The organism is Streptomyces sp. B6B3 (genome assembly GCF_039871525.1).
Taxonomy (GTDB): Bacteria; Actinomycetota; Actinomycetes; order Streptomycetales; family Streptomycetaceae; genus Streptomyces.
In genome coordinates this window covers 19,726-41,273 of the sequence record NZ_JBDPLU010000040.1, presented here as the reverse complement: position 1 = coordinate 41,273, position 21,548 = coordinate 19,726, and the positions used below count along the sequence as shown (strand labels likewise).

The 21,548-nt window shown below is 73.0% G+C and carries 18 protein-coding genes; 5 read left to right on the top strand and 13 right to left on the bottom strand.

Annotation, left to right across the window (positions count from 1 at the left end; genetic code table 11):
• Positions 1-229 precede the first annotated feature (229 nt).
• The 3 genes from ABGB06_RS38345 to thyX all read right to left on the bottom strand — a co-directional run bounded on the left by ABGB06_RS38345 (position 230) and on the right by thyX (position 3,869).
• Entirely contained in the window at positions 230-1,915 is a 1,686-nt protein-coding gene (locus ABGB06_RS38345; protein ID WP_347599959.1) for a ribonuclease J, read from the bottom strand.
• A gap of 144 nt (positions 1,916-2,059) precedes the next feature.
• Positions 2,060-2,959 (bottom strand): 4-hydroxy-tetrahydrodipicolinate synthase, encoded by a 900-nt coding sequence (dapA, locus tag ABGB06_RS38340; RefSeq protein WP_347599956.1) that lies wholly within the window; start codon positions 2,957-2,959, stop codon positions 2,060-2,062.
• Positions 2,960-3,146: 187 nt separating this feature from the next.
• Entirely contained in the window at positions 3,147-3,869 is a 723-nt protein-coding gene (thyX, locus tag ABGB06_RS38335) for an FAD-dependent thymidylate synthase (protein WP_347599953.1), read from the bottom strand.
• 123 nt (positions 3,870-3,992) lie between these two features.
• Here thyX and ABGB06_RS38330 point away from each other — a divergent pair, with 123 nt between their 5' ends.
• Positions 3,993-4,208 (top strand): hypothetical protein, encoded by a 216-nt coding sequence (locus ABGB06_RS38330; RefSeq protein ID WP_347599950.1) that lies wholly within the window; start codon positions 3,993-3,995, stop codon positions 4,206-4,208.
• A gap of 61 nt (positions 4,209-4,269) precedes the next feature.
• The gene (locus tag ABGB06_RS38325; protein ID WP_347599947.1) at positions 4,270-4,842 is read left to right on the top strand and encodes a hypothetical protein; all 573 of its coding nucleotides are present in this window, start codon (positions 4,270-4,272) and stop codon (positions 4,840-4,842) included.
• A gap of 28 nt (positions 4,843-4,870) precedes the next feature.
• Here ABGB06_RS38325 and dapB read toward each other — a convergent pair whose 3' ends face one another.
• The 4 genes from dapB to rpsO form a co-directional block, all read right to left on the bottom strand.
• Positions 4,871-5,626, bottom strand: coding sequence for a 4-hydroxy-tetrahydrodipicolinate reductase (dapB, locus tag ABGB06_RS38320; protein ID WP_347599944.1), 756 nt, complete (start codon positions 5,624-5,626; stop codon positions 4,871-4,873).
• 76 nt (positions 5,627-5,702) lie between these two features.
• A complete protein-coding gene (locus tag ABGB06_RS38315; protein WP_347599942.1) occupies positions 5,703-7,097 on the bottom strand; it encodes a pitrilysin family protein in 1,395 nt (464 codons plus the stop codon).
• Positions 7,094-9,316, bottom strand: coding sequence for a polyribonucleotide nucleotidyltransferase (locus tag ABGB06_RS38310; RefSeq protein ID WP_347599939.1), 2,223 nt, complete (start codon positions 9,314-9,316; stop codon positions 7,094-7,096). Before ABGB06_RS38310 ends, ABGB06_RS38315 begins: the two co-directional genes overlap by 4 nt.
• Before the next feature lie 285 nt (positions 9,317-9,601).
• The gene (gene rpsO, locus ABGB06_RS38305) at positions 9,602-9,892 is read right to left on the bottom strand and encodes a 30S ribosomal protein S15 (protein ID WP_311633300.1); all 291 of its coding nucleotides are present in this window, start codon (positions 9,890-9,892) and stop codon (positions 9,602-9,604) included.
• A 267-nt stretch (positions 9,893-10,159) separates the two neighbouring features.
• On the opposite strand from rpsO, the gene ABGB06_RS38300 reads away from it, so the two are divergent.
• On the top strand, positions 10,160-10,435 hold the full coding sequence (locus ABGB06_RS38300; protein ID WP_347599936.1) for a hypothetical protein: 276 nt from the start codon (positions 10,160-10,162) through the stop codon (positions 10,433-10,435).
• 205 nt (positions 10,436-10,640) lie between these two features.
• A complete protein-coding gene (locus ABGB06_RS38295; protein ID WP_347599933.1) occupies positions 10,641-10,904 on the top strand; it encodes a DUF397 domain-containing protein in 264 nt (87 codons plus the stop codon).
• A 39-nt stretch (positions 10,905-10,943) separates the two neighbouring features.
• Here ABGB06_RS38295 and ABGB06_RS38290 read toward each other — a convergent pair whose 3' ends face one another.
• The gene (locus ABGB06_RS38290) at positions 10,944-11,642 is read right to left on the bottom strand and encodes a class I SAM-dependent methyltransferase (protein WP_347599930.1); all 699 of its coding nucleotides are present in this window, start codon (positions 11,640-11,642) and stop codon (positions 10,944-10,946) included.
• Positions 11,643-11,934: 292 nt separating this feature from the next.
• On the opposite strand from ABGB06_RS38290, the gene ABGB06_RS38285 reads away from it, so the two are divergent.
• Positions 11,935-15,537, top strand: coding sequence for an SCO5717 family growth-regulating ATPase (locus ABGB06_RS38285; RefSeq protein ID WP_347599927.1), 3,603 nt, complete (start codon positions 11,935-11,937; stop codon positions 15,535-15,537).
• Between the two features lie 33 nt (positions 15,538-15,570).
• On the opposite strand, the gene ABGB06_RS38280 is transcribed toward ABGB06_RS38285, so the two are convergent.
• From ABGB06_RS38280 to infB, 5 genes are all read right to left on the bottom strand, one after another.
• Positions 15,571-16,515: a bifunctional riboflavin kinase/FAD synthetase gene (locus ABGB06_RS38280; protein WP_347599924.1), complete on the bottom strand. Its 945-nt coding sequence runs from the start codon at positions 16,513-16,515 to the stop codon at positions 15,571-15,573.
• Positions 16,516-16,657: 142 nt separating this feature from the next.
• Positions 16,658-17,572 carry a tRNA pseudouridine(55) synthase TruB gene (gene truB / locus ABGB06_RS38275; protein ID WP_347599921.1) on the bottom strand — a complete coding sequence of 305 codons (915 nt, stop codon included), beginning with the start codon at positions 17,570-17,572 and terminating at the stop codon, positions 16,658-16,660.
• Positions 17,569-18,078 carry a 30S ribosome-binding factor RbfA gene (gene rbfA / locus ABGB06_RS38270; RefSeq protein WP_347599918.1) on the bottom strand — a complete coding sequence of 170 codons (510 nt, stop codon included), beginning with the start codon at positions 18,076-18,078 and terminating at the stop codon, positions 17,569-17,571. Before rbfA ends, truB begins: the two co-directional genes overlap by 4 nt.
• Positions 18,079-18,081: 3 nt before the next feature.
• The gene (locus ABGB06_RS38265) at positions 18,082-18,423 is read right to left on the bottom strand and encodes a DUF503 domain-containing protein (protein ID WP_347599915.1); all 342 of its coding nucleotides are present in this window, start codon (positions 18,421-18,423) and stop codon (positions 18,082-18,084) included.
• Between the two features lie 75 nt (positions 18,424-18,498).
• Entirely contained in the window at positions 18,499-21,516 is a 3,018-nt protein-coding gene (gene infB / locus ABGB06_RS38260) for a translation initiation factor IF-2 (protein WP_347599913.1), read from the bottom strand.
• Positions 21,517-21,548: the final 32 nt, after the last annotated feature.

Here is a 21,548-nt window from a genome sequence, read left to right as displayed (position 1 = left end):
GAACATCCTCGCTGAATGCGCCAAACAAACCCCAGGAAACCCCAAGGCCCTGTCTGGCAGTCAAATCATCTGGCATTGACAACATGACACGCTGTTGAGTTCTCAAGGAACGGACGCCACTCGGACGCTTCCTCGTTGCCGCCTCGGGGTTCCCCCCGCGCCGACTCCGTAAACGTACTGGAGCGGGGCGCCCGGATGCAAATCCTGGCGCCCCGCCGGCAGATGAGGGTCAGACGTCGACCACGACGGGCATGATCATCGGACGCCTGCGGTAGGTGTCGGACACCCACTTGCCCACCGTCCGCCGCACCAACTGCTGGAGCTGGTGGGCCTCGACGACGCCGTCCTGGGCCGACCTGGCCAGCACCTCGTCGATCTTCGGGATGACGGCGGCGAAGTCCGAGTCCTCGATGCCCGAGCCGCGGGAGTGGATGCTGGGCCCGCTGACGATCTTCCCCGTGCTGCTGTCCACCACCACGAAGACCGAGATGAAGCCCTCGTCGCCGAGGATCCGGCGGTCCTTGAGGCTGGACTCGGTGACGTCGCCGACCGACAGGCCGTCCACGAACACGTAGCCCGCGTGGACCTTTCCGACGATCTTCGCCTTGCCGTCCACCAGGTCGACGACCACGCCGTCCTCCGCGATGACGATGTGGTCGGCCGGCACCCCGGTGAGCGCGCCGAGCTCGGCGTTGGCCCGCAGATGGCGCCACTCGCCGTGCACCGGCATGAGGTTCCGCGGCTGGCAGATGTTGTAGAAGTACAACAGCTCCCCCGCCGAGGCGTGACCGGACACGTGGACCCGCGCGTTGCCCTTGTGCACCACGTTGGCGCCCCACCGGGTCAGTCCGTTGATGACCCGGTAGACCGCGTTCTCGTTGCCGGGGATCAGCGAGGAGGCCAGGATGACCGTGTCGCCCTCCACGATGCGGATCTGGTGGTCGCGGTTGGCCATTCGGGACAGCGCGGCCATGGGCTCGCCCTGGGAGCCGGTGCAGACCAGCACGACCTCCCGGTCCGGCAGGTCGTCGAGGGTCTTCAGCTCGATCACCAGGCCCGCCGGCACCCTGAGGTAGCCGAGGTCCCGGGCGATGCCCATGTTGCGGACCATGGAACGGCCCACGAAGGCGATCTTGCGACCGTGTTCGTGCGCGGCGTCCACGATCTGCTGGATGCGGTGCACGTGGCTGGCGAAGCTCGCCACGATGATGCGCTTCTCGGCGCGCGCGAACACCTGACGCAGCACGCCCGAGATCTCCCGCTCGGGTGCCACGAAGCCCGGCACCTCGGCGTTCGTGGAGTCGCTGAGCAGCAGGTCGATGCCCTCCTCGCCGAGGCGGGCGAAGGTGCGCAGGTCGGTGAGGCGGCCGTCCAGCGGCAACTGGTCCATCTTGAAGTCGCCGGTGTGCACCACCATTCCGGCCGGGGTGCGGATGGCGACGGCCAGCGCGTCGGGGATGGAGTGGTTGACCGAGACGAACTCGCAGTCGAACGGGCCGACCTGTTCCCGGTGGCCCTCCCGCACCTCCAGGGTGAAGGGGCGGATGCGGTGCTCCTGGAGCTTGGCCTCCAGCAGGGCCAGTGTCAGCCTGGAGCCGATCAACGGGATGTCCGGCTTCTCCCGCAACAGGTAGGGGACGCCGCCGATGTGATCCTCGTGCCCGTGGGTGAGCACGATGCCGTCGATGTCGTCGAGGCGATCCCGGATGACGCTGAAGTCCGGCAGGATCAGATCGATTCCGGGCTGCTCCTGTTCAGGAAAGAGCACACCGCAGTCCACGACGAGCAGTCGCCCGTCGTACTCGAAGACGGTCATGTTGCGGCCGATCTCGCCCAGGCCGCCGAGCGGGGTAACGCGTAGGCCGCCCTGAGGGAGCCTCGGCGGCGGGCCGAGTTCAGGATGGGGATGACTCAAGAGACTCTCCTGACCACGCGCGCCACATGTCCGTGCGGGGACACATGGCGCGCGTGACTGTGTGCTGTGGTGAGGTATTCAGTTAGCACCTTCGGACACGGCAACGCGTGCGCTCCGGTGACATCGGTGGGCCCAGGCGCGCGGTCACACGTGTACCCCGCCGGCCGTCAGGTCGCGCCTGAGCTGGTCGGTCTCCTCGGGGGTGAGACCGACGAGGGGTAGCCGCAGCGGGCCGCCGGGAAGTCCCCGGAAGCCGAGGGCCGCCTTCGAGGTGATCACGCCCTGGGTGCGGAACATGCCGGTGAAGACCGGCAGCAGCTTCTGGTGGATCTCGATGGCCTTGGCGACGTCGCCGCTGCCGTAGGCGTCGAGCAACGAGCGGAGCTCGGGGGTCACCACGTGCCCGACGACGGAGACGAAGCCGACGGCGCCGACGGAGAGCAGCGGGAGGTTGAGCATGTCGTCGCCGGAGTACCAGGCGAGCCCGGTGGTGGCGATGGCCCAGCTGGCCCGGCCCAGGTCCCCCTTCGCGTCCTTGTTGGCGACGATCCGGGGGTGCTCGCCGAGGCGCACCATGGTCTCGGTGTTGATCGGGACGCCGCTGCGGCCCGGGATGTCGTAGATCATCACCGGCAGGCCCGTGGCGTCGGCGATGGCGGTGAAGTGCTGGAAGAGGCCTTCCTGCGGCGGCTTGTTGTAGTACGGCGTGACCGTGAGCAGACCGTGTGCGCCCGCCCGCTCGGCCGCGCGCGCCAGGCCGATGCTGTGCCGGGTGTCGTTGGTGCCCACGCCGGCCACCACGTGGGCTCGGTCGCCGACCGCCTCCACCACCGCGCGCACCAGCTCCGTTTTCTCCTCGTCGCTGGTGGTCGGAGACTCCCCCGTGGTGCCGTTGACGATCAGACCGTCGTTGCCGGCGTCCACGAGATGAGCGGCGAGTCGCTGCGCGCCGTCGACGTCGAGCGCACCGTCCGCCGTGAACGGAGTCACCATGGCGGTCAGCATGCGCCCGAACGGGGTCTGCGGTGTGGAGGTCGGAGCCATAGGTTCCACGCTACTCGCCGCTCAGCGTCAGGTGGCCCATCGGGGCGGTCGACATGTGGATCCCGGCGCCGCCTGCTCGGGGGTTCAGACGGCGCCGGGTCCGTTCGTTCACCTTAGATGACTTTCTCGAAATGGTGCAATACGGACACTTCGCTAGGGTCTGCACACGGGCCCCGCGGCCCCGGAGCTAGGGCGCGACACGCCCGTTGGCGTTGAACGCGGCGTGGGTCAGCGGCATCAGGCGGGCCCACTCCTCCTCCATCCGCTCGCCGATCATCGCGATCTCCCGCTGCGGAAAAGTGGGCACCCTGGCCTGCTCGTGCTGGGTGCGCAGACCGAGGAAATGCATGAGCGAGCGGGCGTTGCACGTGGCGTACATCGAGGAGAACAGGCCGACGGGCAGCGCGGCCCTGGCCACCTCGCGCGCCACTCCCGCCTCGAGCATCTCCTGGTAGGCCGCGTACGACTGGGCGTAGGTCTCCTCCAGCACCTTGGAGACGACGGTGTGCTGCTCCGGTGAGCCCGCGACGAACTCGTACTTGCCGGGGCGGCCGCGCTGCACCAGGGGACGCCCCTCGCCCGGCACGTAGAAGACCGGCTGGAGCTCCCGGTACCGCCCGCTCTCCTCGTTGTACGACCAGCCGACGCGGTGCCGGTGGAACTCGCGGAAGGCGAAGATCGGCGCGCTGACGAAGAAGGTCATCGAGTTGTGCTCGAACGGGCTGCCGTGCCGGTCGCGCATCAGGAAGTTGATCAGGCCCTTCGACCGCTCGGGATCCTTGCCGGCCTCCTCCAGGGACTGCTCGCCAGCGGTGGAGACCCGGGCCGCCCACAGCACGTCGGTGTCCGAGGCGCTGTGCTTGATCAACTCGACGGTCACGTCGCTGCGGAAGGTGGCTGATTCGGTCACGGCGACCACCCTACGAGCCGGTGCGGCGGATCCGTTCGCTGGGAGCAAAAGGGACCGGGAACCTTGAGTCGTATTATTTAGTTCATACTTTCGTATTGGTCTGATCGGGGGAGGAGGCACGACATGGCGTGGCAGGGGCAGGGGCGGGACGACGGTTTTCTCAGCAACGTGACACCGCCCGCACGGCAGCGGGCGTCCTTCGGTCGGTTGCTGGGCATGACACTGCTCGCCCTGGTGGTGGTGTCGGGACTGGTGGGGGCGCTGCTGCTGGCGGGGCCCGCGCTCGACACGGAACAGCAGCGGCCTCCTGAGGGCCCGGAGGCCGTCGAGGATCGCTGAGCGCGATAGCCTCACCTCGTTCACCGCACCGTGCCGGATGTGAGACGAACGAGGAGTTGCCGTGCCCCTGCACTTTCTCACGGCCGAACAGGACGCCGGCGCCCGTCCCCGGGACGAGATGCCGCCGCGTTCGGACCAGGACTTCTGGCGCCGCCCGTACCGGCTCGGACCGTGGCGCGTCGCCTTCGCGGCGCTGACCCTGCTGATCGCCGCCTATCTGCTGATCTCGGCCATGATCATCGCCCTGGCCGGCGGCCCGACCGCGGCGACCGCCACGGTCACCGCCGGCATGTTGGCGATCGCCTTCGCGCTGCGCCTGCTGCGGATGGGGATATGGGTCAGCTCGCGCGGGGTGCGCAGGGTCGGGCTGCTGACCACCCGCACCCTGCGGTGGCGGGAGATCGCCCGGGTGCGGACGGTACAGCAGCCGGTGAAGTGGCTCGGGCTGCCGCGCAGCGTCCAGGGCCAGGCACTGGCCATAGAGCGGCGCAGGGGTGAGCCGCTGCGCACGCTGCTGACCGACCACAGCGCGGACTTCCTCACCCGGCCCGAGGCGTTCGACCGGGCGGCCGACGTGCTGGAGGCCTGGGCGGCCGAGGGCGTCACCGGCCAGATCGGCCGCGCGGAGGGCTGATCCGGCCCGCCGCGCGCCCCCGGGGCGGCTACGGCGCCAGGTCCATCACGTTTTCGAGGCCGAAGGTCAGCCCGGGCAGGGAGGGCACGCGCCGCACGGCGAGCAGGATCCCGGGCATGAACGAGGACCGGCTCAGCGCGTCGTGGCGGAGGGTGAAGACCTCGCCCTCGTCCCCGAAGAGCACCTCCTGGTGGGCGACCAGGCCGCGCAGCCGCACGGCGTGCACCGGCACCCCCGCCACCTCGGCGCCGCGGGCGCCGTCCAGCGCCGTGCTCGTGGCGTCCGGCTGGGTCTCGCGGCCCGCCGCCCGCCGCGCCTCGCCGACGAGCTGAGCCGTCCGGACGGCCGTGCCGCTGGGCGCGTCGGCCTTGCCCGGATGGTGCAGCTCGACGATCTCCACGGACTCGAAGAAACGGGCCGCCTGCCGCGCGAAGTGCATGGTGAGCACGGCGCCGATGCCGAAGTTCGGCGCGATCAGCACGCCGGTCCCCGGCGAGTCCGCCAACCAGCCGCGGAGCGTGGCGAGGCGTTCGTCGGTCCAACCGGTGGTGCCCACGACGGCGTGCACGCCGTTCCGGACGCAGAACTCCAGGTTGGCCATCACCGAGTCGGGATGCGTGAGCTCGACCGCGACCTCGGCGCCCGCGTCGGTCAGCGTGCCCAGCTGGTCCCCGCGGCCGAGCGCGGCGACCAGCTCCAGGTCGTCGGCGCCCTCCACGGCACGGACCGCCTCGGCGCCCATCCGGCCGCGGGCGCCGATCACGGCCACGCGCTGCTTGTTCATCGCGCTCTCGTCCCTCTCTGCTCTCCTGCTCCGACTGCTCCGACCGCTCAGGCCCGGTCCGGGACCCGGCGTCCGGTCAGGTGACGGCCTCGGCCAGCCGGGCGGTGTGCCGGTCGTTCAGCGGCCCGATGACGGACAGCGTGGGCCGCCGCCCGAGCACCTCCGCGGCGACCCGGCGAACGTCGTCGGGGGTGACGGCGGCGATCCGGTCCAACAGGTCGTCGACCGAGAGCTGCTCGCCCCAGCACAGCTCGCTCTTGCCGAGCCGGTGCATCAGCGATCCGGTGTCCTCCAGGCCCAGCACCGTGGAGCCGGCGAGCTGCCCGACCGCGCGGCGCGTCTCCTCGTCGCTCAGCCCGTGCCGGGCGACCTCGTCGAGCTGGCCGCGGCAGATCTTCAGCACGTCGTCGAGCTGGGCGGGCCGGCAGCCGGCGTAGACCCCGAAGACGCCGCAGTCGGCGTAGCCGGAGGTGTACGTGTACACGTTGTACGCCAGGCCGCGCTTCTCCCTGACCTCCTGGAAGAGGCGGGAGCTCATGCCGCCGCCCAGCGCCGTGGAGAGCACGGCGAGCGCCCAGCGCCGGTCGTCGTGCCGGGAGACCCCGGGCATGCCGAGCACGACGTGGGCCTGCTCGGTGCGGCGCCTGAGCACCTCGACCCGCCCGGCGGTCCTGATCTCCCGCCGGCCGGCGCGCGGGCCCATGGGCTGCGCCTCGGCGTCGCCCAGCGACCCCGCGAAGGCATCGGCGACCCGCCGCACCACGTCGTCGTGGTCCAGGCGCCCGGCCGCGGTGACGACGAGCCGGGTCGGGTCGTAGTGCCGCCGATAGAAGCGGGCGATCCGGTCGCGGGTGAGCCCGTTCACCGTCTCCGTCGTGCCCAGCACCGGGCGGCCGAGCGGGTTGTCGCCGAACAGCGTGGCCGCGAACAGGTCGTGGACGCCGTCGCTCGGGTCGTCGTCGGTCATCGCGATCTCCTCGAGGATGACGCCGCGTTCGGCGTCCACCTCCTCGGCGGCGATCAGCGAGCCCGTGAGCATGTCGCTGACGACGTCGATCGCCAGCGGCAGGTCGGCGTCGAGCACCCGGGCGTAGTAACAGGTGAACTCCTTCGTGGTGAAGGCGTTCATCTCGCCGCCCACGGCGTCCAGGGCCGAGGAGATGTCCAGCGCGGTGCGCCGTTTCGTGCCCTTGAAGAGCAGGTGTTCGAGGTAGTGGGTCGCGCCGTTGAGCGAGGGGGTCTCGTCGCGGGACCCGACGCGGGCCCAGATACCGAACGAGACCGACCTGACCGTGGGCACGGTCTCGGTGACCACGCGCAGCCCGCCGGGCAGCACGGTCTTGCGGACGGTGCCCGCGCCGTTCTCCCCCTGGCGCAGGGTGGCGGTCGCCGCGCGATGGCGGTTACGGGGCGCGGCCCGCCACGCCGTGGTGCTGGCGTGGCGGGCCGGCGTACGGTGCGTACGCGTCACTTCTCGGCGGCGTCCTTCCCGGCGTCCGCGGCCTCGGCGTCCTCGTCCAGGACCGGGATCAGCGACAGCTTGCCGCGCTGGTCGATCTCGGCGATCTCCACCTGGACCTTCTGGCCGACCCCGAGCACGTCCTCGACGTTCTCCACGCGCTTGCCGCCGGCCAGCTTGCGGATCTGCGAGATGTGCAGCAGGCCGTCCTTGCCCGGCAGCAGCGACACGAAGGCGCCGAAGGTGGTCGTCTTCACCACGGTGCCCAGGTACCGCTCGCCCACCTCGGGCATCGTCGGGTTCGCGATGCCGTTGATGGTGGTGCGGGCGGCCTCGGCGGAGGGGCCGTCGGCGGCGCCGATGTAGATGGTGCCGTCGTCCTCGATCGTGATGTCGGCGCCGGTGTCCTCCTGGATCTGGTTGATCATCTTGCCCTTGGGGCCGATGACCTCGCCGATCTTGTCGACCGGGATCTTCACGGTGATGATCCGCGGCGCGTTCGGGGACATCTCGTCCGGAACGTCGATCGCCTCGTTCATCACGTCCAGGATGTGCAGCCGGGCGTCGCGCGCCTGCTTCAGCGCGGCGGCGAGCACGGAGGCGGGGATGCCGTCCAGCTTCGTGTCCAGTTGCAGCGCGGTCACGAACTGGCGAGTGCCGGCGACCTTGAAGTCCATGTCGCCGAAGGCGTCCTCGGCGCCGAGGATGTCGGTCAGGGTGACGTAGTGCGTCTCCCCCTCGATCTCCTGCGAGATCAGGCCCATGGCGATGCCGGCGACCGGGGCGCGCAGCGGCACACCGGCGTTCAGCAGCGACATGGTGGAGGCGCAGACCGAGCCCATGGAGGTGGAGCCGTTGGAGCTGAGCGCCTCGGAGACCTGCCGGATGGCGTAGGGGAACTCCTCGCGGGCGGGCAGCACCGGGATCAGCGCCCGCTCGGCCAGCGCGCCGTGGCCGATCTCGCGGCGCTTGGGGGAGCCGACGCGGCCGGTCTCGCCGGTGGAGTAGGGCGGGAAGTTGTAGTTGTGCATGTACCGCTTGCGGGTCACCGGCGAGAGGGTGTCCAGCTGCTGCTCCATCCGGAGCATGTTCAGCGTGGTGACGCCCAGGATCTGGGTCTCGCCGCGCTCGAAGAGGGCCGAGCCGTGCACCCGCGGAATCGCCTCGACCTCGGCGGCCAGGGTGCGGATGTCGGTGACGCCGCGGCCGTCGATGCGGACCTTGTCGCGGATCACGCGCTCGCGCACCAGCTGCTTGGTCAGCGAACGGTAGGCCGCGGAGATCTCCTTCTCACGACCCTCGAACTGCGGCAGCAGCTTGTCGGCGGCCACCGTCTTGACCCGGTCCAGCTCGGCCTCGCGCTCCTGCTTGCCGGCGATGGTCAGGGCCTGGGCCAGCTCGTCGCGGACGGCGGCGGTCAGCGCCTGCAGCACGTCCTCCTGGTAGTCCAGGAAGACCGGGAACTCGCCGGTCGGCTTGGCGGCCTTGGCCGCCAGGTCGGACTGGGCCCTGCAGAGCACCTTGATGAAGGGCTTCGCGGCCTCCAGTCCCTCGGCGACGACCTCCTCGGTGGGGGCGGTGGCACCGCCCTTGACCAGCTCGACCGTGCGCTCGGTGGCCTCGGCCTCGACCATCATGATCGCCACGTCGCCGTCGGGCAGCACCCGGCCGGCCACGACCATGTCGAAGACCGCGTCCTCCAGCTCGGTGTGGGTGGGGAAGGCCACCCACTGACCGCGGATCAGCGCCACCCGGGTGCCGCCGATCGGGCCGGAGAACGGCAGGCCCGCGAGCTGCGTGGAGCAGGAGGCGGCGTTGATCGCGACCACGTCGTAGAGGTGGTCGGGGTTCAGCGCCATGATCGTCTCGACGATCTGGATCTCGTTCCGCAGGCCCTTGGTGAACGACGGGCGCAGCGGCCGGTCGATCAGGCGGCAGGTGAGGACGGCGTCCTCCGAGGGACGGCCCTCACGCCGGAAGAAGGAGCCGGGGATCTTCCCGGCGGCGTACATCCGCTCCTCGACGTCGACGGTGAGCGGGAAGAAGTCGAGCTGGTCCTTCGGTGACTTCGAGGCGGTGGTCGCCGACAGCACCATGGTGTCGTCGTCCAGGTACGCCACGGCGGAGCCGGCGGCCTGCCTGGCCAGCCGCCCCGTCTCGAAGCGGATGGTGCGGGTGCCGAAGGCGCCGTTGTCGATGACGGCCTCGGCGTAGTGGGTTTCGTTCTCCACCTTCTGATACTCCTCTTCTGTGTCCCGTCCGGGCTGCGGCGGGACGCTGAGGTGGAGCACCTCCGTACGGGCCGGTCATCGATCGAAGCACCCGGGCGCCGCCCGGGGGCCACTACCGAGGACCGGCAACGGTAGGAAGACGCCCCGCCTCACGCGGTGTGTCGATTCTGTTCTGTCCTGTGGGACCAGCCTACAAAGGGATGCGTCGACTGGCCCGGCATCCCCACTTCCGACGGGTATGCCGAAGGAGCGGCCCGCTGACCGGGCCGCTCCCTCATTCGCGTGCTACCTGGCTCCCGCCGCGCCGCGCCGGATACCCAGGCGCTCCACCAGGGCGCGGAAGCGCTGGATGTCCTTGCGCGCCAGGTACTGCAGCAGCCGGCGGCGCTGGCCGACCAGGAGCAGCAGACCCCGGCGGGAGTGGTGGTCGTGCTTGTGGGTCTTCAGGTGCTCGGTCAGGTCCGAGATGCGGCGGGACAGCAGCGCGACCTGCACCTCGGGGGAGCCGGTGTCGCCCTCCTGGGTGGCGAACTCGGCGATGATCTTCTGCTTCGTTGCGGCATCGAGCGACGACACACGTACTCCTTGGTGGATGATGGCTAGCCACCGAGTGCCCCCGGTCTGATCCGCGGGGGAGCTTCCTGAACTCGGGAGGCGAGGTCCGCTGAGCGCTTCCTCCAGAGCTCGACAGACGGCTCCGGGGGCGCGTACGCAAACGGCCGCTTAGCAGGTTACCGCAGGACGGCGACAGGAGTACAACCGGCCCGTGACGGCGCGCTCACCGTGCCGGCTCCGGGACCGTTCCACCGGTCGGGTCGTCGCCCGAACGCTTATGCTCCTGTCGTGACTTCGACTCGGGAAGGGCTCACGCCACGGCAGGCCAGGCGCCTGCGGATGGGAATCGCGGCGGCGGCGATGGTCGCGATGGCGGTCGTGCTCGTCGTCCAGCTCGGCGACGGCTCGTCCCTGCAGTCCCTCGGGCTGTACGGAGCGGCCTTCGTGCTCTCCGGCTCCGTCATCGAGATGAGCCGGCGGGGGCGCACCCGGCTCGGCATGGCGGTGCTGGTGACGGGGTTCGTGCTGGTGCTCGGCGCGGACTGGTGGCTCCGGACCTTCTAGCCGCACCGACGCGCCTCGTCCGGCGCTCCGCGCTTCCCCGTCTCCTCCGGCCCCGCCGCCTTCGGCCGGCTGCCGGCCCGGCACATTCCGGCCAGTTCGGTCCGTCACGACCGGGGTTCGTGACGGTGTGCTGCGTTACGATCACTCCCCGGGCGGCCGCGTGGCGGGCGTTCGTAGATGAAGTGAACGAGGGGAGCTTCAGCTGATGGCCACGACCGAGACGCCTGAAGAGATCGCGGCGCGCAAGGAGCGCGAGAAGAACGAGCTCTACTCCATGGACATCTCCGGGGCGGAGTGGCTCAGCGCGCCCGACGGTCCCGAGGACGAGAAGGTGGAGATCGCCTATCTGCCGGGCGGCGCCGTGGGCATGCGCAACTCCAAGGATCCCGACACGGTGCTGCGCTTCACCGCGGCCGAGTGGGAGGCGTTCGTGCTCGGGGCACGGGACGGCGAGTTCGACATCGAATGAGCCTCGGGCGGTGGCCCCGTGTGCGGTCGGCGCGCGGGGTCACCTCCTGACGCAGGTGTAGGCGCCGAAGAGACGGCCGGCGAACTCGACGTCCATGATGTCGAATCCGGCGGCGGCCAGCATGGGTTCGAGCAGCCACCGGTAGGTGCTGTGCTCGGTTCGGATATGCGTGGTGTAGTCCTCGGCGGTGTAGCCGCGGGTGGGGTCCGTGGCGGCGTTCCCGATCCAGTCGGCGAAGACCGACTCGGCGTCGGCGGGCTGGAAGTCGTAGATCAGGTCGCGCAGCCGCAGCACGCCGCCGGGACGCAGCAGGTCGGCGATGCGACGCAGGGCGATGGTCTTCCAGAAGTCCGGCAGTTGGTGCAGCGCGTGCCGGGTGTGCACCGCGTCGGCGGCCGGCCCCGAATGTGCGTAGCTGAGGAACCCGGCCTGCACGCAGGCGAGGTTGGCGAGGCCGGCCTCGCCGGCCCGGGCGCGCAGCGCGGCGAGCATCGCCGAGGAGACGTCCACCGCGACCACCCGGCCGAAGACCGGCGCGGCGGCGAGGGCGAACTGGCCGGTGCCGGCGCCGATGTCGACGACGGTGGCGTCCGCGGCCAGGCCGTGCTCGCGGAGCGCCGCGATGTCGTCCGCGGGGTCGGGGAAGCCCTGTTTGCGGTCGAAGGCGGCGACGAACGCGGGGTCGAGGTGCTCGGGTCCCGCGTGGGCGAGCTCGTCGGGGGTCCACGGGTGGGTCATGCGCGGCATGATGGCAGCTGCCGCCGGCGAACGCGCGGGGATTTCCCGGCGGTCCATCCGCCGACATATGTCCTTTTTGATGGAGTTTCGCGGAGCCGGCCGCCCTCCGCCCGGTGGGAGGGGTGGGGTTGTTCCCGCCGTGGCGATTAGGGTGAGGGTGGGTGCGGCTGGACTGCCGGCGGCAGGTGCCTGAACCCGTTTCACAGGGAACCGCTCGGGGGATCCGGCCCGTCATCCGCGTAGGGCCCCATGACGTGCGGATCAGCCAGCAAGACCAGTAGCGGGAGGCGTCGTGAACAGCGACCGGGACGGAGTCCGCACCGCGGGAGAGATCTCCGGTGCCGAGCGACCCGATGACGGGCTCCGCGAGGAGGAGCGGGGAGAGTCCGAGCAGTTCACCGCCGACTACTCGCAGCCCGCCTGGTACACCGGCGAGGAGTCCGGAGGCGCGCCGGTCGGCCCCGGGGTCCCGGCGTCGGCACCCACACCGCCGCCGCCGGCGCCTGACGCGCCAGGACAGGCCGTGGAGGGTGCCGAACCGAGCGACGCCGCGCCGGACGAGATGTCCAGCGGCGCGACCATGCAGATCTCGGCCGCCGCGGTGCGCCGGGCGATCGCCGAGGGACCCTCGGCACCCCAGACACCGCCCGCGCACCGGACGCCCATGCCGCCGCGCCCGCCGTCCGGGCTGCCCGGCGGGCTGCCGCCGCTGCCCCCCGACTTCCAGCTCTCGGGGCCCCCGGACGCGCCGGCGGCGCCGCCGGGGCCCAGGGGCGGCACGCACCCGGGGCCGCCGCCCACCCCGCCCGGCTTCTTCTTCTCCGCGCCGGAGGCGGCCGGGGCGCGGGACGCCCAGCGCGACGACGCGCGCCCGGCCGACGACGAGCCCCGGGACGCCGCGCCGGACCCGGTGCTGCCCGGGGCCGGTACGGACCCGACCGCGATCTTCACGGCGCGGGCCGGCGGCGACGCGGCCGGTTCGGGTGGCATGACGCTGCGGTTCTCCGTGCCCGCGCAGGGCGAGGACGCCGGGCCGTCGGGGCCCGGGGAGGGCACCGTGCCGGAACAGCAACCGTCGGCGCCTCCCGGCGGGAACGGGCACTCCGACGCGCCCGAGCCACCGCCGGCTCCCGTCCGCACGCCGGACCAGGTGCACGCCGCGGGCGAGGCGCAGGGCCCGGCCACCAGCGGCGCGCCGTCGCTGCCGCCACAGCCGGGCTGGCCCGGGATCCCGGCGTCCGCCCCCGCGGCGCCGCCCGGCGTCGCGGAGGCCCAGCCGGCGAACGACGCGACGGACGAGCCGCCCGCCGACCAGCCACCGGCCACGCACGGCGCAGCCGATGCAGCCGACGACCCGACCGGCACCGCCGCGACGCCCCAGGAAACGCCGCCCGCGGACCCCGTCCCGGACACCACCGACGCGGCCGGCACCGTGGCGGGCCCGGACGCCGAGCCGCAGGACGCGGCCGCCGAGCCGCCCGCCGACCAGCCGTCGGCCACGCACGACGCGCCCGACGACGCCGACCCGGCCGATTCCGCCGCGACGCCCCAGGACGCGGTGCCTGGCGGGGATCCCGGCCCGGATGCCGAGCCGCGGGACGCCGTGGACGCGCCGCCCCCCGACCAGGCAGCCGGCGAGGACCACCCGCCGGCGGACGAGCCCGTCCCCGCGACGGGCCCGGACGCGAGCGTGGCGGACGGGGGCCAGTCCGGCTGGCCCGCGGTGCCCAGCGCGCAGCCGGCCGATCCCGCGGCAGGCGTGGTCGACCAGCAGCCCGGCTGGCCGGCGGTGCCAGGACCGCAGCCGGCGAACCCCCCGGCCGACCAGCAGCCGGGCTGGCCCGCGGTGCCCGGCAGCCGGCCGCACGACGGCTACCCGGTCGGCGCGGCGCCCGCCGAGCCGAACCCGGCGCCGGCCCAGCGGCCGGCCTGGCTCGCCGGCCAACCCACCGACGAGCCGCGGGACGCGGTTCCCGCCGAGCCGGAGCCGCAGGACGCCGTTCCGCACGACGCCGTTCCCCAGGACGCGCCGCCGCCCCCGGGCCCCGGCGGCCTGGGCGGCTCCCCCGGGCCCGCGCCGTTCCCGGCGCCGCCCGCGACCGCCGGGCCGCACGGCACCTCCGGCGGAATGACGGTGCCGCCGCAGGCACCGCCTCCGCACCCCGGCGCGCCGCCGCAGGGCCAGCAGAGCGTTCCGCACCAGGGCCCACACCAGAGCCCGCAGCCGGGCGCGGGGCCGGCGCAGCAGCCGTTCCCCGGCGCTCCGCAGCCGCAGCCCGCCGTGCCGCACCAGGCGCAGCCGCAGCAGCCCGGGCCCGGGTACGCCTACCCACACCCCGAGCCCCGACCGGCCGCGCCGCAGCAGCACGTGCCGCATCCGGCCCAGCCGGCGCCGCCGGCCCCCCAGCAGTTCCCGCAGCAGCCGCAGTCCAGCCAGCCGGCGCTGCCCGCCGTCCCCGAGCCGCCGCAGCTGGCGGCCGGGCCGTCCGCCGCCGCGCCGCAGCCCCCGCAGCAGGCGGGCCCGCCGGCGGGGCAGCCGGTCGCCCCGCCGCCCGCCGCGCCGCAGCCCGGCCAGCCGGCGCAGCCCGTACAGCCGGGCGCGCACGGGCAGCCGGGTCAGCCGGCGCAACAGCCGCCGGACCCGCGGGCCGGCGCGTCCTGGCCGGACCCGCAGCAGTACGCGCCGCAGATGCAGCCGGGCGCGCTGGGCTACACCGCCTCCGTGGAGCTGTCCTCGGAGCGGCTGCTGCAGGAGCGGCGGCAGAAGCCGCGCTCGCAGCCGGCGAGCAAGCCCGCCTCGCGGTTCCGCTTCGGCGGCAAGGCGGCGGAGGAGGAGCGCCAGCGCAAGCTGGCCGTCATCCGGACGCCCGTGCTGTCCTGCTACAAGATCGCCGTGATCAGCCTGAAGGGCGGCGTCGGCAAGACCACGACGACCACGGCGCTGGGCGCGACGCTCGCCAGCGAGCGGCAGGACAAGGTCATCGCGATCGACGCCAACCCGGACGCCGGCACGCTCGGCCGCCGGGTGCGCCGGGAGACCGGCGCGACCATTCGCGACCTGGTCGGCGCGATCCCGTACCTGCACAGCTATATGGACCTCAGGCGGTTCACCTCGCAGGCACCCTCGGGCCTGGAGATCCTGGCCAACGACGTCGACCCGGCGGTGTCCACGGCCTTCAACGACGAGGACTACCGGCGCGTCATCGAGGTGCTCGGCAAGCAGTACCCGATCATCCTCACCGACTCGGGCACCGGCCTGCTGTACAGCGCGATGCGTGGGGTGCTCGACCTCGCGGACCAGCTGATCATCGTGTCCACGCCGTCCGTGGACGGCGCGAGCAGCGCCAGCACCACGCTGGACTGGCTCTCCGCGCACGGCTACGGCGAGCTGGTGCGGCGCAGCATCACGGTGATCTCCGGGGTGCGCGAGACCGGCCGGCTGGTGAAGGTCGACGACATCGTGGCGCACTTCCAGAACCGCTGCCGCGGCGTGGTGGTGGCCCCCTTCGACGAGCACCTGTCGGCCGGCGCCGAGCTGGACCTGAACCTGCTGCGGCCGAAGACCCGTCAGTCGTACTTCGACCTGGCGGCGTTGATCGCGGAGGACTTCGCCCGCGCCCAGCAGGAGCAGGGGCTGTGGATGCCGGACGGCGGCATGCCGCCGCAGATGGCGCCTCCGCTGCCCGGCCAGCAGCAGCCGCACCCGGGCCAGCAGCCGCAGTACGGATATCCGCAGCCGGACCCGCAGCAGGGGTACGGCTACCCGCAGCAGGCGCCCCAGCAGCAGCCGGCACCGCAACAGCCCGGTGCCCAGCAGCCGCCGGCACCGCAGCCCGGCTACCCGTATCCGCAGCAGCCGGGCGGCTGGCCGCAGCAGCCGCCCCAGCAGCCGTAGGGACGAGACGGCGGGGAGGCCCCTCCCCGCCGCTCAGTCCTCCCGGGTGACCTCGCGGGCCCGGCGCAGGTCGTCGCCGATCCGCTCCATCAGCTCGTCCAGCGTGTCGAAGGACTCCTGGCCGCGCAGGTAGGAGTGGAAGTCCACGGCCACCCACTGCCCGTAGAGCTCCAGGTCGGTGCGGTCCAGCGCGTGCGCCTCGACCGACCGGTGGGTGCCGTGGAAGTGCGGGTTCATGCCGATCGAGATCGCCGCCGGCATCCGCTCGCCGTCGGCGAGCAACCAGCCCGCGTACACCCCGTCCGCCGGGACGGCCGAATGCGGGACGGTCTCCAGGTTGGCCGTCGGGATGCCGAGCACCCGGCCGCGCTGGGCGCCGCGCACCACCGTGCCCTCGACCCGGTGCGGCCGGCCGAGCACCTCGGCGGCGCCCACCATGTCACCCTCCGCGACCAGCCGCCTGGCCAGCGTGGAGGAGAACGGCTCGCCCTGACCGGCCGCGCCGCGCTCGACCAGGTCCACCACCAGCACCTCGAAGCCGTACGTCTCGCCGAGCTCGGCCAGCGTGCCGACGTTCCCCGTGGCGCGGTGCCCGAAGCGGAAGTTGGGCCCCTCGACGACCGTCCGCGCGCGCAGCTTCTCGACCAGCACCTTGACCACGAACTCGGCCGGCGACAGCTGCGAGAAGTCGATGGTGAACGGCAGCACCAGGACCGCGTCCACGCCCAGTGCGGCCAGCAGTTCCGCGCGCCGCGGATGGGGGGCGAGCAGCGCCGGGTGGGTGCCGGGTCGGACGATCTCCGCGGGGTGCGGGTCGAAGGTGACGACCACCGACGGGATGTCGAGCTCGCGGGCGCGGGCCACGGCCCGCCCGATGATCAACTGGTGGCCGCGGTGCACGCCGTCGTACGAGCCGATGGTGACGACGCTGCGTCCCCAGTCGCCGGGGATGTCGGCCAAACCTCGCCAGCGCTGCACCGTTCTCGCTCCTTACGGAATCGTGTCTGGTCCGCGTGTGGACCCGCAGAGCCACGGTACCGGGCGCACGCCGCGCACCGGTCGCCCGGCTCCGGCCGGGCGGGGGCGCCCGTGGGCCGCCCGAGCCCTGGCGGACGGGGAATCAGGCGAAGACCGCCAGGCTCCTGGACTGGTCGTCGCGGGACTCGACGAGCGCCACGAAACGGTCGCCGGGGCCGAAGACCGCCACCGGCCCGGGGGGCAGCGGCGGGGTGGCGATGCGGGCGCCGTTGCCCAGCAGCTCCGCCTGCCGGGCGTCCACGTCCCAGCGCGGGAAGGCCGCGGCGGCGGCCTGCCCGAGTGGCAGCACGCCGAGCTCTCCCTCCCGGAGCGCGTCCAGCGTGCGGGCGGCGTCGAGCGTGTACGGGCCGACCCGGGTGCGGCGCAGTGCGGTCAGATGGCCGCCGGTGCCGAGCGCGGCGCCCAGGTCGCGGGCCAGGGCCCGGACGTAGGTGCCGGAGGAGCAGACCACGGTCGCGGCGAGGTCGGTGACCGGCGTGCCGTCGGCCGCGACGCGCTCCACCACCTCGTGCACGCTGAACTCCGAGACGGTGACGGGTCGGGGCGGCAGGGACACCTCCTCGCCCTGGCGGACCCGCCGGTAGGCCCGTTTGCCGTCGATCTTGACGGCGCTGACGCTGGACGGCACCTGCATCAGGTCGCCGGTCAGACCCGCCACCGCGGCGTCGAGGGCGGCCGGGTCCACGCCGGCCGCGCCGGCGCCGGCGGTCACCTCGCCCTCGGCGTCGTCGGTCACGGTGGTCTGGCCGAGCCGGATGGTGGTGTCGTACCGCTTCTCGGTCAGCGCCAGATGACCGAGCAGCCGGGTGGCCCGGCCGACGCCGAGGACGAGCACGCCGGTGGCCATCGGGTCGAGGGTCCCGGCGTGCCCGACCCGGCGGGTGCGGGCGATGCCGCGCATCACGGCGACCACGTCGTGCGAGGTGAACCCGGCGGGCTTGTCCACCACGACCAGCCCGTCGGGGGCGGCGCCGGATCCCGGGGGGCGTGGACTCATGGCTCGGAACGGTCCCCCGGCTCGCCGCCGGCCGCGTCGCCGGAGTCCGCGTCGGTCCCGTCGGCCGCGTCGGCCTCGGGGCTCTCACCGCGCGGGGTGTAGGGATCGGCGCCGGCGGCGTACTGCGCGCCGGCCGACTCCTGCCTGAGCCGCTCGTCGCGCTCCCGCGCCTGGTCGAACAGGTGCTCAAGGGTGCGGGCGTTCTCCGGCAGCGCGTCCGGGACGAACTCCAGGCTGGGCGTGTGCTTCACGCCCGTCGCCGCGCCCACCGCGGACCGCAGGACGCCGCGCGCGCTGCGCAGGCCCGCCGCCACCTCCTCGCGGTCCGACTCGTCGCCGTACACCGTGTAGAAGACCGTCGCCTCCCGCAGGTCACCGGTGACCCGGGTGTCGGTGATCGTCACCCGGGTCCCGAGCCGCGGGTCCTTGATTCCCCGGTGCAGCTTCTCGGCCACCACCTCGCGGATGAGGTCCGCCAGCCTCTTGGCCCGCGCATTGTCGGCCACTGGTCACGTCTCCTCGTCGTTCCTGGTGATCACGACCGTCTCGTCGTGATCGTCGTCGTGGGCGCCGTAGACGCGGCGGCCCACGGACAGCAGCTCCACCTCGGGGCGGCCGGCCACCAGACGCTCGCACCGGTCGAGGACGTCGATGACGTGACCGGTGTCCCCCGAGACCACCGCCAGGCCGATCCGGGCGCGGCGGTGGAGGTTCTGGTCGCCCACCTCGGCGACGCTGACGCCGAACCGGCGTTGCAGCTCGGCCACGATGGGCCGCACCACGGAGCGCTTCTGCTTGAGCGAGTGCACCTCCCCGAGCAGCAGGTCAATGGACAGAGTCCCGGTATACATGCCGCTGATCGTAGTGGGAGCGACGGGGCCTGTCCGGCGGGTTTTCACCGACCGGACAGGCCCCGTGGCGTCGCGTCAGACGCGCGGCTTCTCCCGCATCTCGTAGGTGGCGATGACGTCGTCGATCTTGATGTCGTTGTAGTTGCCGAGGTTGATACCGCCCTCGAAACCCTCACGAATCTCGGTGACATCGTCCTTGAAGCGCCGCAGGCCCTCGATGGTGAGGTTCTCCGCGACCACCTTGCCGTCGCGCACCAGGCGCGCCTTGGTGTTCCGCCTGACCTCGCCGGAGCGGATGAGGACACCCGCGATGTTGCCCAGCTTGGAGGAGCGGAAGACCTCACGGATCTCCGCGGTGCCCAGCTCGACCTCCTCGAACTCGGGCTTCAGCAGGCCCTTCAGCGCGGCCTCGATCTCCTCGATCGCCTGGTAGATGACCGAGTAGTACCGGACGTCCACGCCCTCGCGCTCGGCGGCCTGCGTGGCGCGCCCCTCGGCGCGCACGTTGAAGCCGAGGACGATGGCGTCGGAGCCGGCCGCCAGGTCGATGTCGGTCTCGGTGACCGCGCCGACGCCCCGGTGCAGGACGCGCAGCTCGACGCCGTCGCCGACCTCCAGCTGCAGCAGCGCGGACTCCAGGGCCTCGACCGAACCGGAGGCGTCGCCCTTGATGATGAGGTTGAGCTGCTGGACCTCGCCCGCCTTGAGCATCTTGTCCAGGTCCTCCATGGAGACCCGGCGGGTGCGCTTGGCGAACGCGGCGTTCCGCTCGCGGGCGGCCCGCTTCTCGGCGATCTGCCGGGCGGTGCGGTCCTCGCCGACCACCAGGAAGTTGTCGCCGGCGCCCGGCACGTTGGTCAGGCCCTGGACCAGGACCGGCATGGAGGGTCCCGCCTCGGAGACGTTCCGCCCGGAGTCGTCGAGCATGGCCCGCACGCGGCCGTGGGCGTCGCCCACCACCATCGTGTCGCCGACCCGGAGCGTGCCGCGCTGCACCAGCACGGTGGCCACGGCGCCGCGGCCGCGGTCGAGGTGCGCCTCGATCGCGATGCCCTGGGCGTCCTGCCGGGGGTTGGCGCGCAGGTCGAGCGCGGCGTCCGCGGTGAGCACCACGGCCTCCAGCAGGTTCTCGATGTTCGTGCCCTGGCGGGCGGAGATGTCGACGAACATCGTGTCGCCGCCGTACTCCTCGGCGATGAGCCCGTACTCGGTGAGCTGGCCGCGCACCTTGGCCGGGTCGGCGCCCTCGACGTCGATCTTGTTCACCGCGACCACGATCGGCACGTCCGCCGCCTTGGCGTGGTTCAGCGCCTCGATGGTCTGCGGCATCACGCCGTCGTTCGCCGCCACCACGAGGATCGCGATGTCGGTGGACTTCGCACCGCGGGCACGCATGGCGGTGAACGCCTCGTGACCCGGGGTGTCGATGAACGTGATCCGACGCTCCTCGTCGTTGACGTCGATCGAGACCTGGTACGCGCCGATGTGCTGGGTGATGCCGCCGGCCTCACCCTCGATCACGTTGGTCTTGCGGATCGCGTCCAGCAGCCGGGTCTTACCGTGGTCGACGTGGCCCATCACGGTGACCACCGGCGGCCGGGCGATGAGCGCTTCCTCGCCGCCCTCGTCCTCGCCGAACTCGATGTCGAAGGACTCGAGCAGCTCGCGGTCCTCCTCCTCCGGGCTGACGATCTGGACGGTGTAGTTCATCTCGTCGCCGAGCAGGTGCAGCGTCTCGTCGGAGACCGACTGGGTCGCGGTGACCATCTCGCCCAGGTTGAACATCACCTGGACCAGCGACGCCGGGTTGGCGTTGATCTTCTCCGCGAAGTCGGTGAGCGAGGCGCCGCGGGAGAGCCGGATGGTCTCGCCCTTGCCGCGCGGCAGCATCACGCCGCCGATCGACGGCGCCTGCATGGCCTCGTACTCCTGGCGGCGCTGCCGCTTCGACTTCCGGCCGCGTCGCGCCGGCCCACCGGGTCGGCCGAAGGCGCCCTGGGTGCCGCCGCGACCGCCGCCGCGACCCGCCGGGCCGCCGCCGAAGCCGGGACGGCCACCGCCGCCACCGCCGCCACCCGGCCGGGTGCCGGTGCCGGTGCCGGGACGGCCACCGGCGCCACCGCCGAAGCCACCGCCGGGACGACCGCCACCGCCGCCACCGCGGCCGCCGAAGCCACCGCCGGCGCCGCCGCCGCCGGGACGCGGACCGCCCGGACCGCCACCGCGGCCACCAGGGCCGCCGCCGGGACGACCGCCGGCCGACGGACGCTGCGGCATCATGCCCGGGTTCGGGCGGTTACCGCCGGGGCCCGGACGCGGGCCGCCAGCGCCGGGGCCCTGCGGGCGCGGCATGTTGCCCGGGGTGGCGCGGCCGCCACCCGGCGCCTGCGGGCGGGGTCCCGGGCGGTCCTGACCGCCCGGCCTCGGCCCGCCCGGCTGACCGCCGGGGCGGGGCGCGGGGCCCGGCCGAGGCGCCTGCTGCGGGCGCGCCATGCCGGTGGAGCCACTCGTCGTGAAGGGATTGTTACCCGGTCGCGGTCCGGCCGGACGGCCGCCCGGCTTGGGGCCGCCACCGCCGGGCTTGCCGCCACTCGGCTTGGGGCCGCCGCCGCTGGGCTTCGGGCCGGACCTGCTGGGGGCGCCCGGGGCGCCGGGGCCACCCGCGGCGCTGGGGGCGCCACCGGGCCGCGGCGCGGCCGGGGTGCCACCGGGGCGCGGACCAGCGGGCTTCGGCGGCGCGGTGTCGCCGGTCGGCTGGGTGAACTCGGGGGCCGCGGGGCGCGGCTTGGCGCCGGGCTTCGGGCCGGCCGGCCGGGGAGCCCCCGGTCGAGGCGCGGCGCCGCCCGGCCTGGGCGCGGCCGGCTTGGGCGTCTCGGCACCCGGCCTGGGCGCGGCGGGCCTCGCCGCACCGGGCCTGGCGGGCTTCCTGCCGCCACCGTTGCCGAACGCGTCGGTCAGTTTGCGTACTACGGGCGCCTCGATGGTCGAGGACGCCGAACGGACGAATTCACCAAGTTCTTGGAGCTTGGCCATCACGACCTTGCTCTCCACCCCAAGCTCCTTGGCGAGCTCGTATACCCGGACCTTAGCCACTTCGCTCCTTATACGGTCCGGGGTCGGTCGTC

What these genes read in the sequence shown, in the direction of transcription:
- dapA (WP_347599956.1), bottom strand. Translation starts at nt 2,959, where the DNA reads ATGGCTCCGACCTCCACACCGCAGACCCCGTTCGGGCGCATGCTGACC.
- truB (WP_347599921.1), bottom strand. Translation starts at nt 17,572, where the DNA reads ATGAGTCCACGCCCCCCGGGATCCGGCGCCGCCCCCGACGGGCTGGTC.
- ABGB06_RS38265 (WP_347599915.1), bottom strand. Translation starts at nt 18,423, where the DNA reads ATGTATACCGGGACTCTGTCCATTGACCTGCTGCTCGGGGAGGTGCAC.
- ABGB06_RS38330 (WP_347599950.1), top strand. Translation starts at nt 3,993, where the DNA reads ATGGCGTGGCAGGGGCAGGGGCGGGACGACGGTTTTCTCAGCAACGTG.
- ABGB06_RS38290 (WP_347599930.1), bottom strand. Translation starts at nt 11,642, where the DNA reads ATGACCCACCCGTGGACCCCCGACGAGCTCGCCCACGCGGGACCCGAG.
- ABGB06_RS38295 (WP_347599933.1), top strand. Translation starts at nt 10,641, where the DNA reads ATGGCCACGACCGAGACGCCTGAAGAGATCGCGGCGCGCAAGGAGCGC.
- dapB (WP_347599944.1), bottom strand. Translation starts at nt 5,626, where the DNA reads ATGAACAAGCAGCGCGTGGCCGTGATCGGCGCCCGCGGCCGGATGGGC.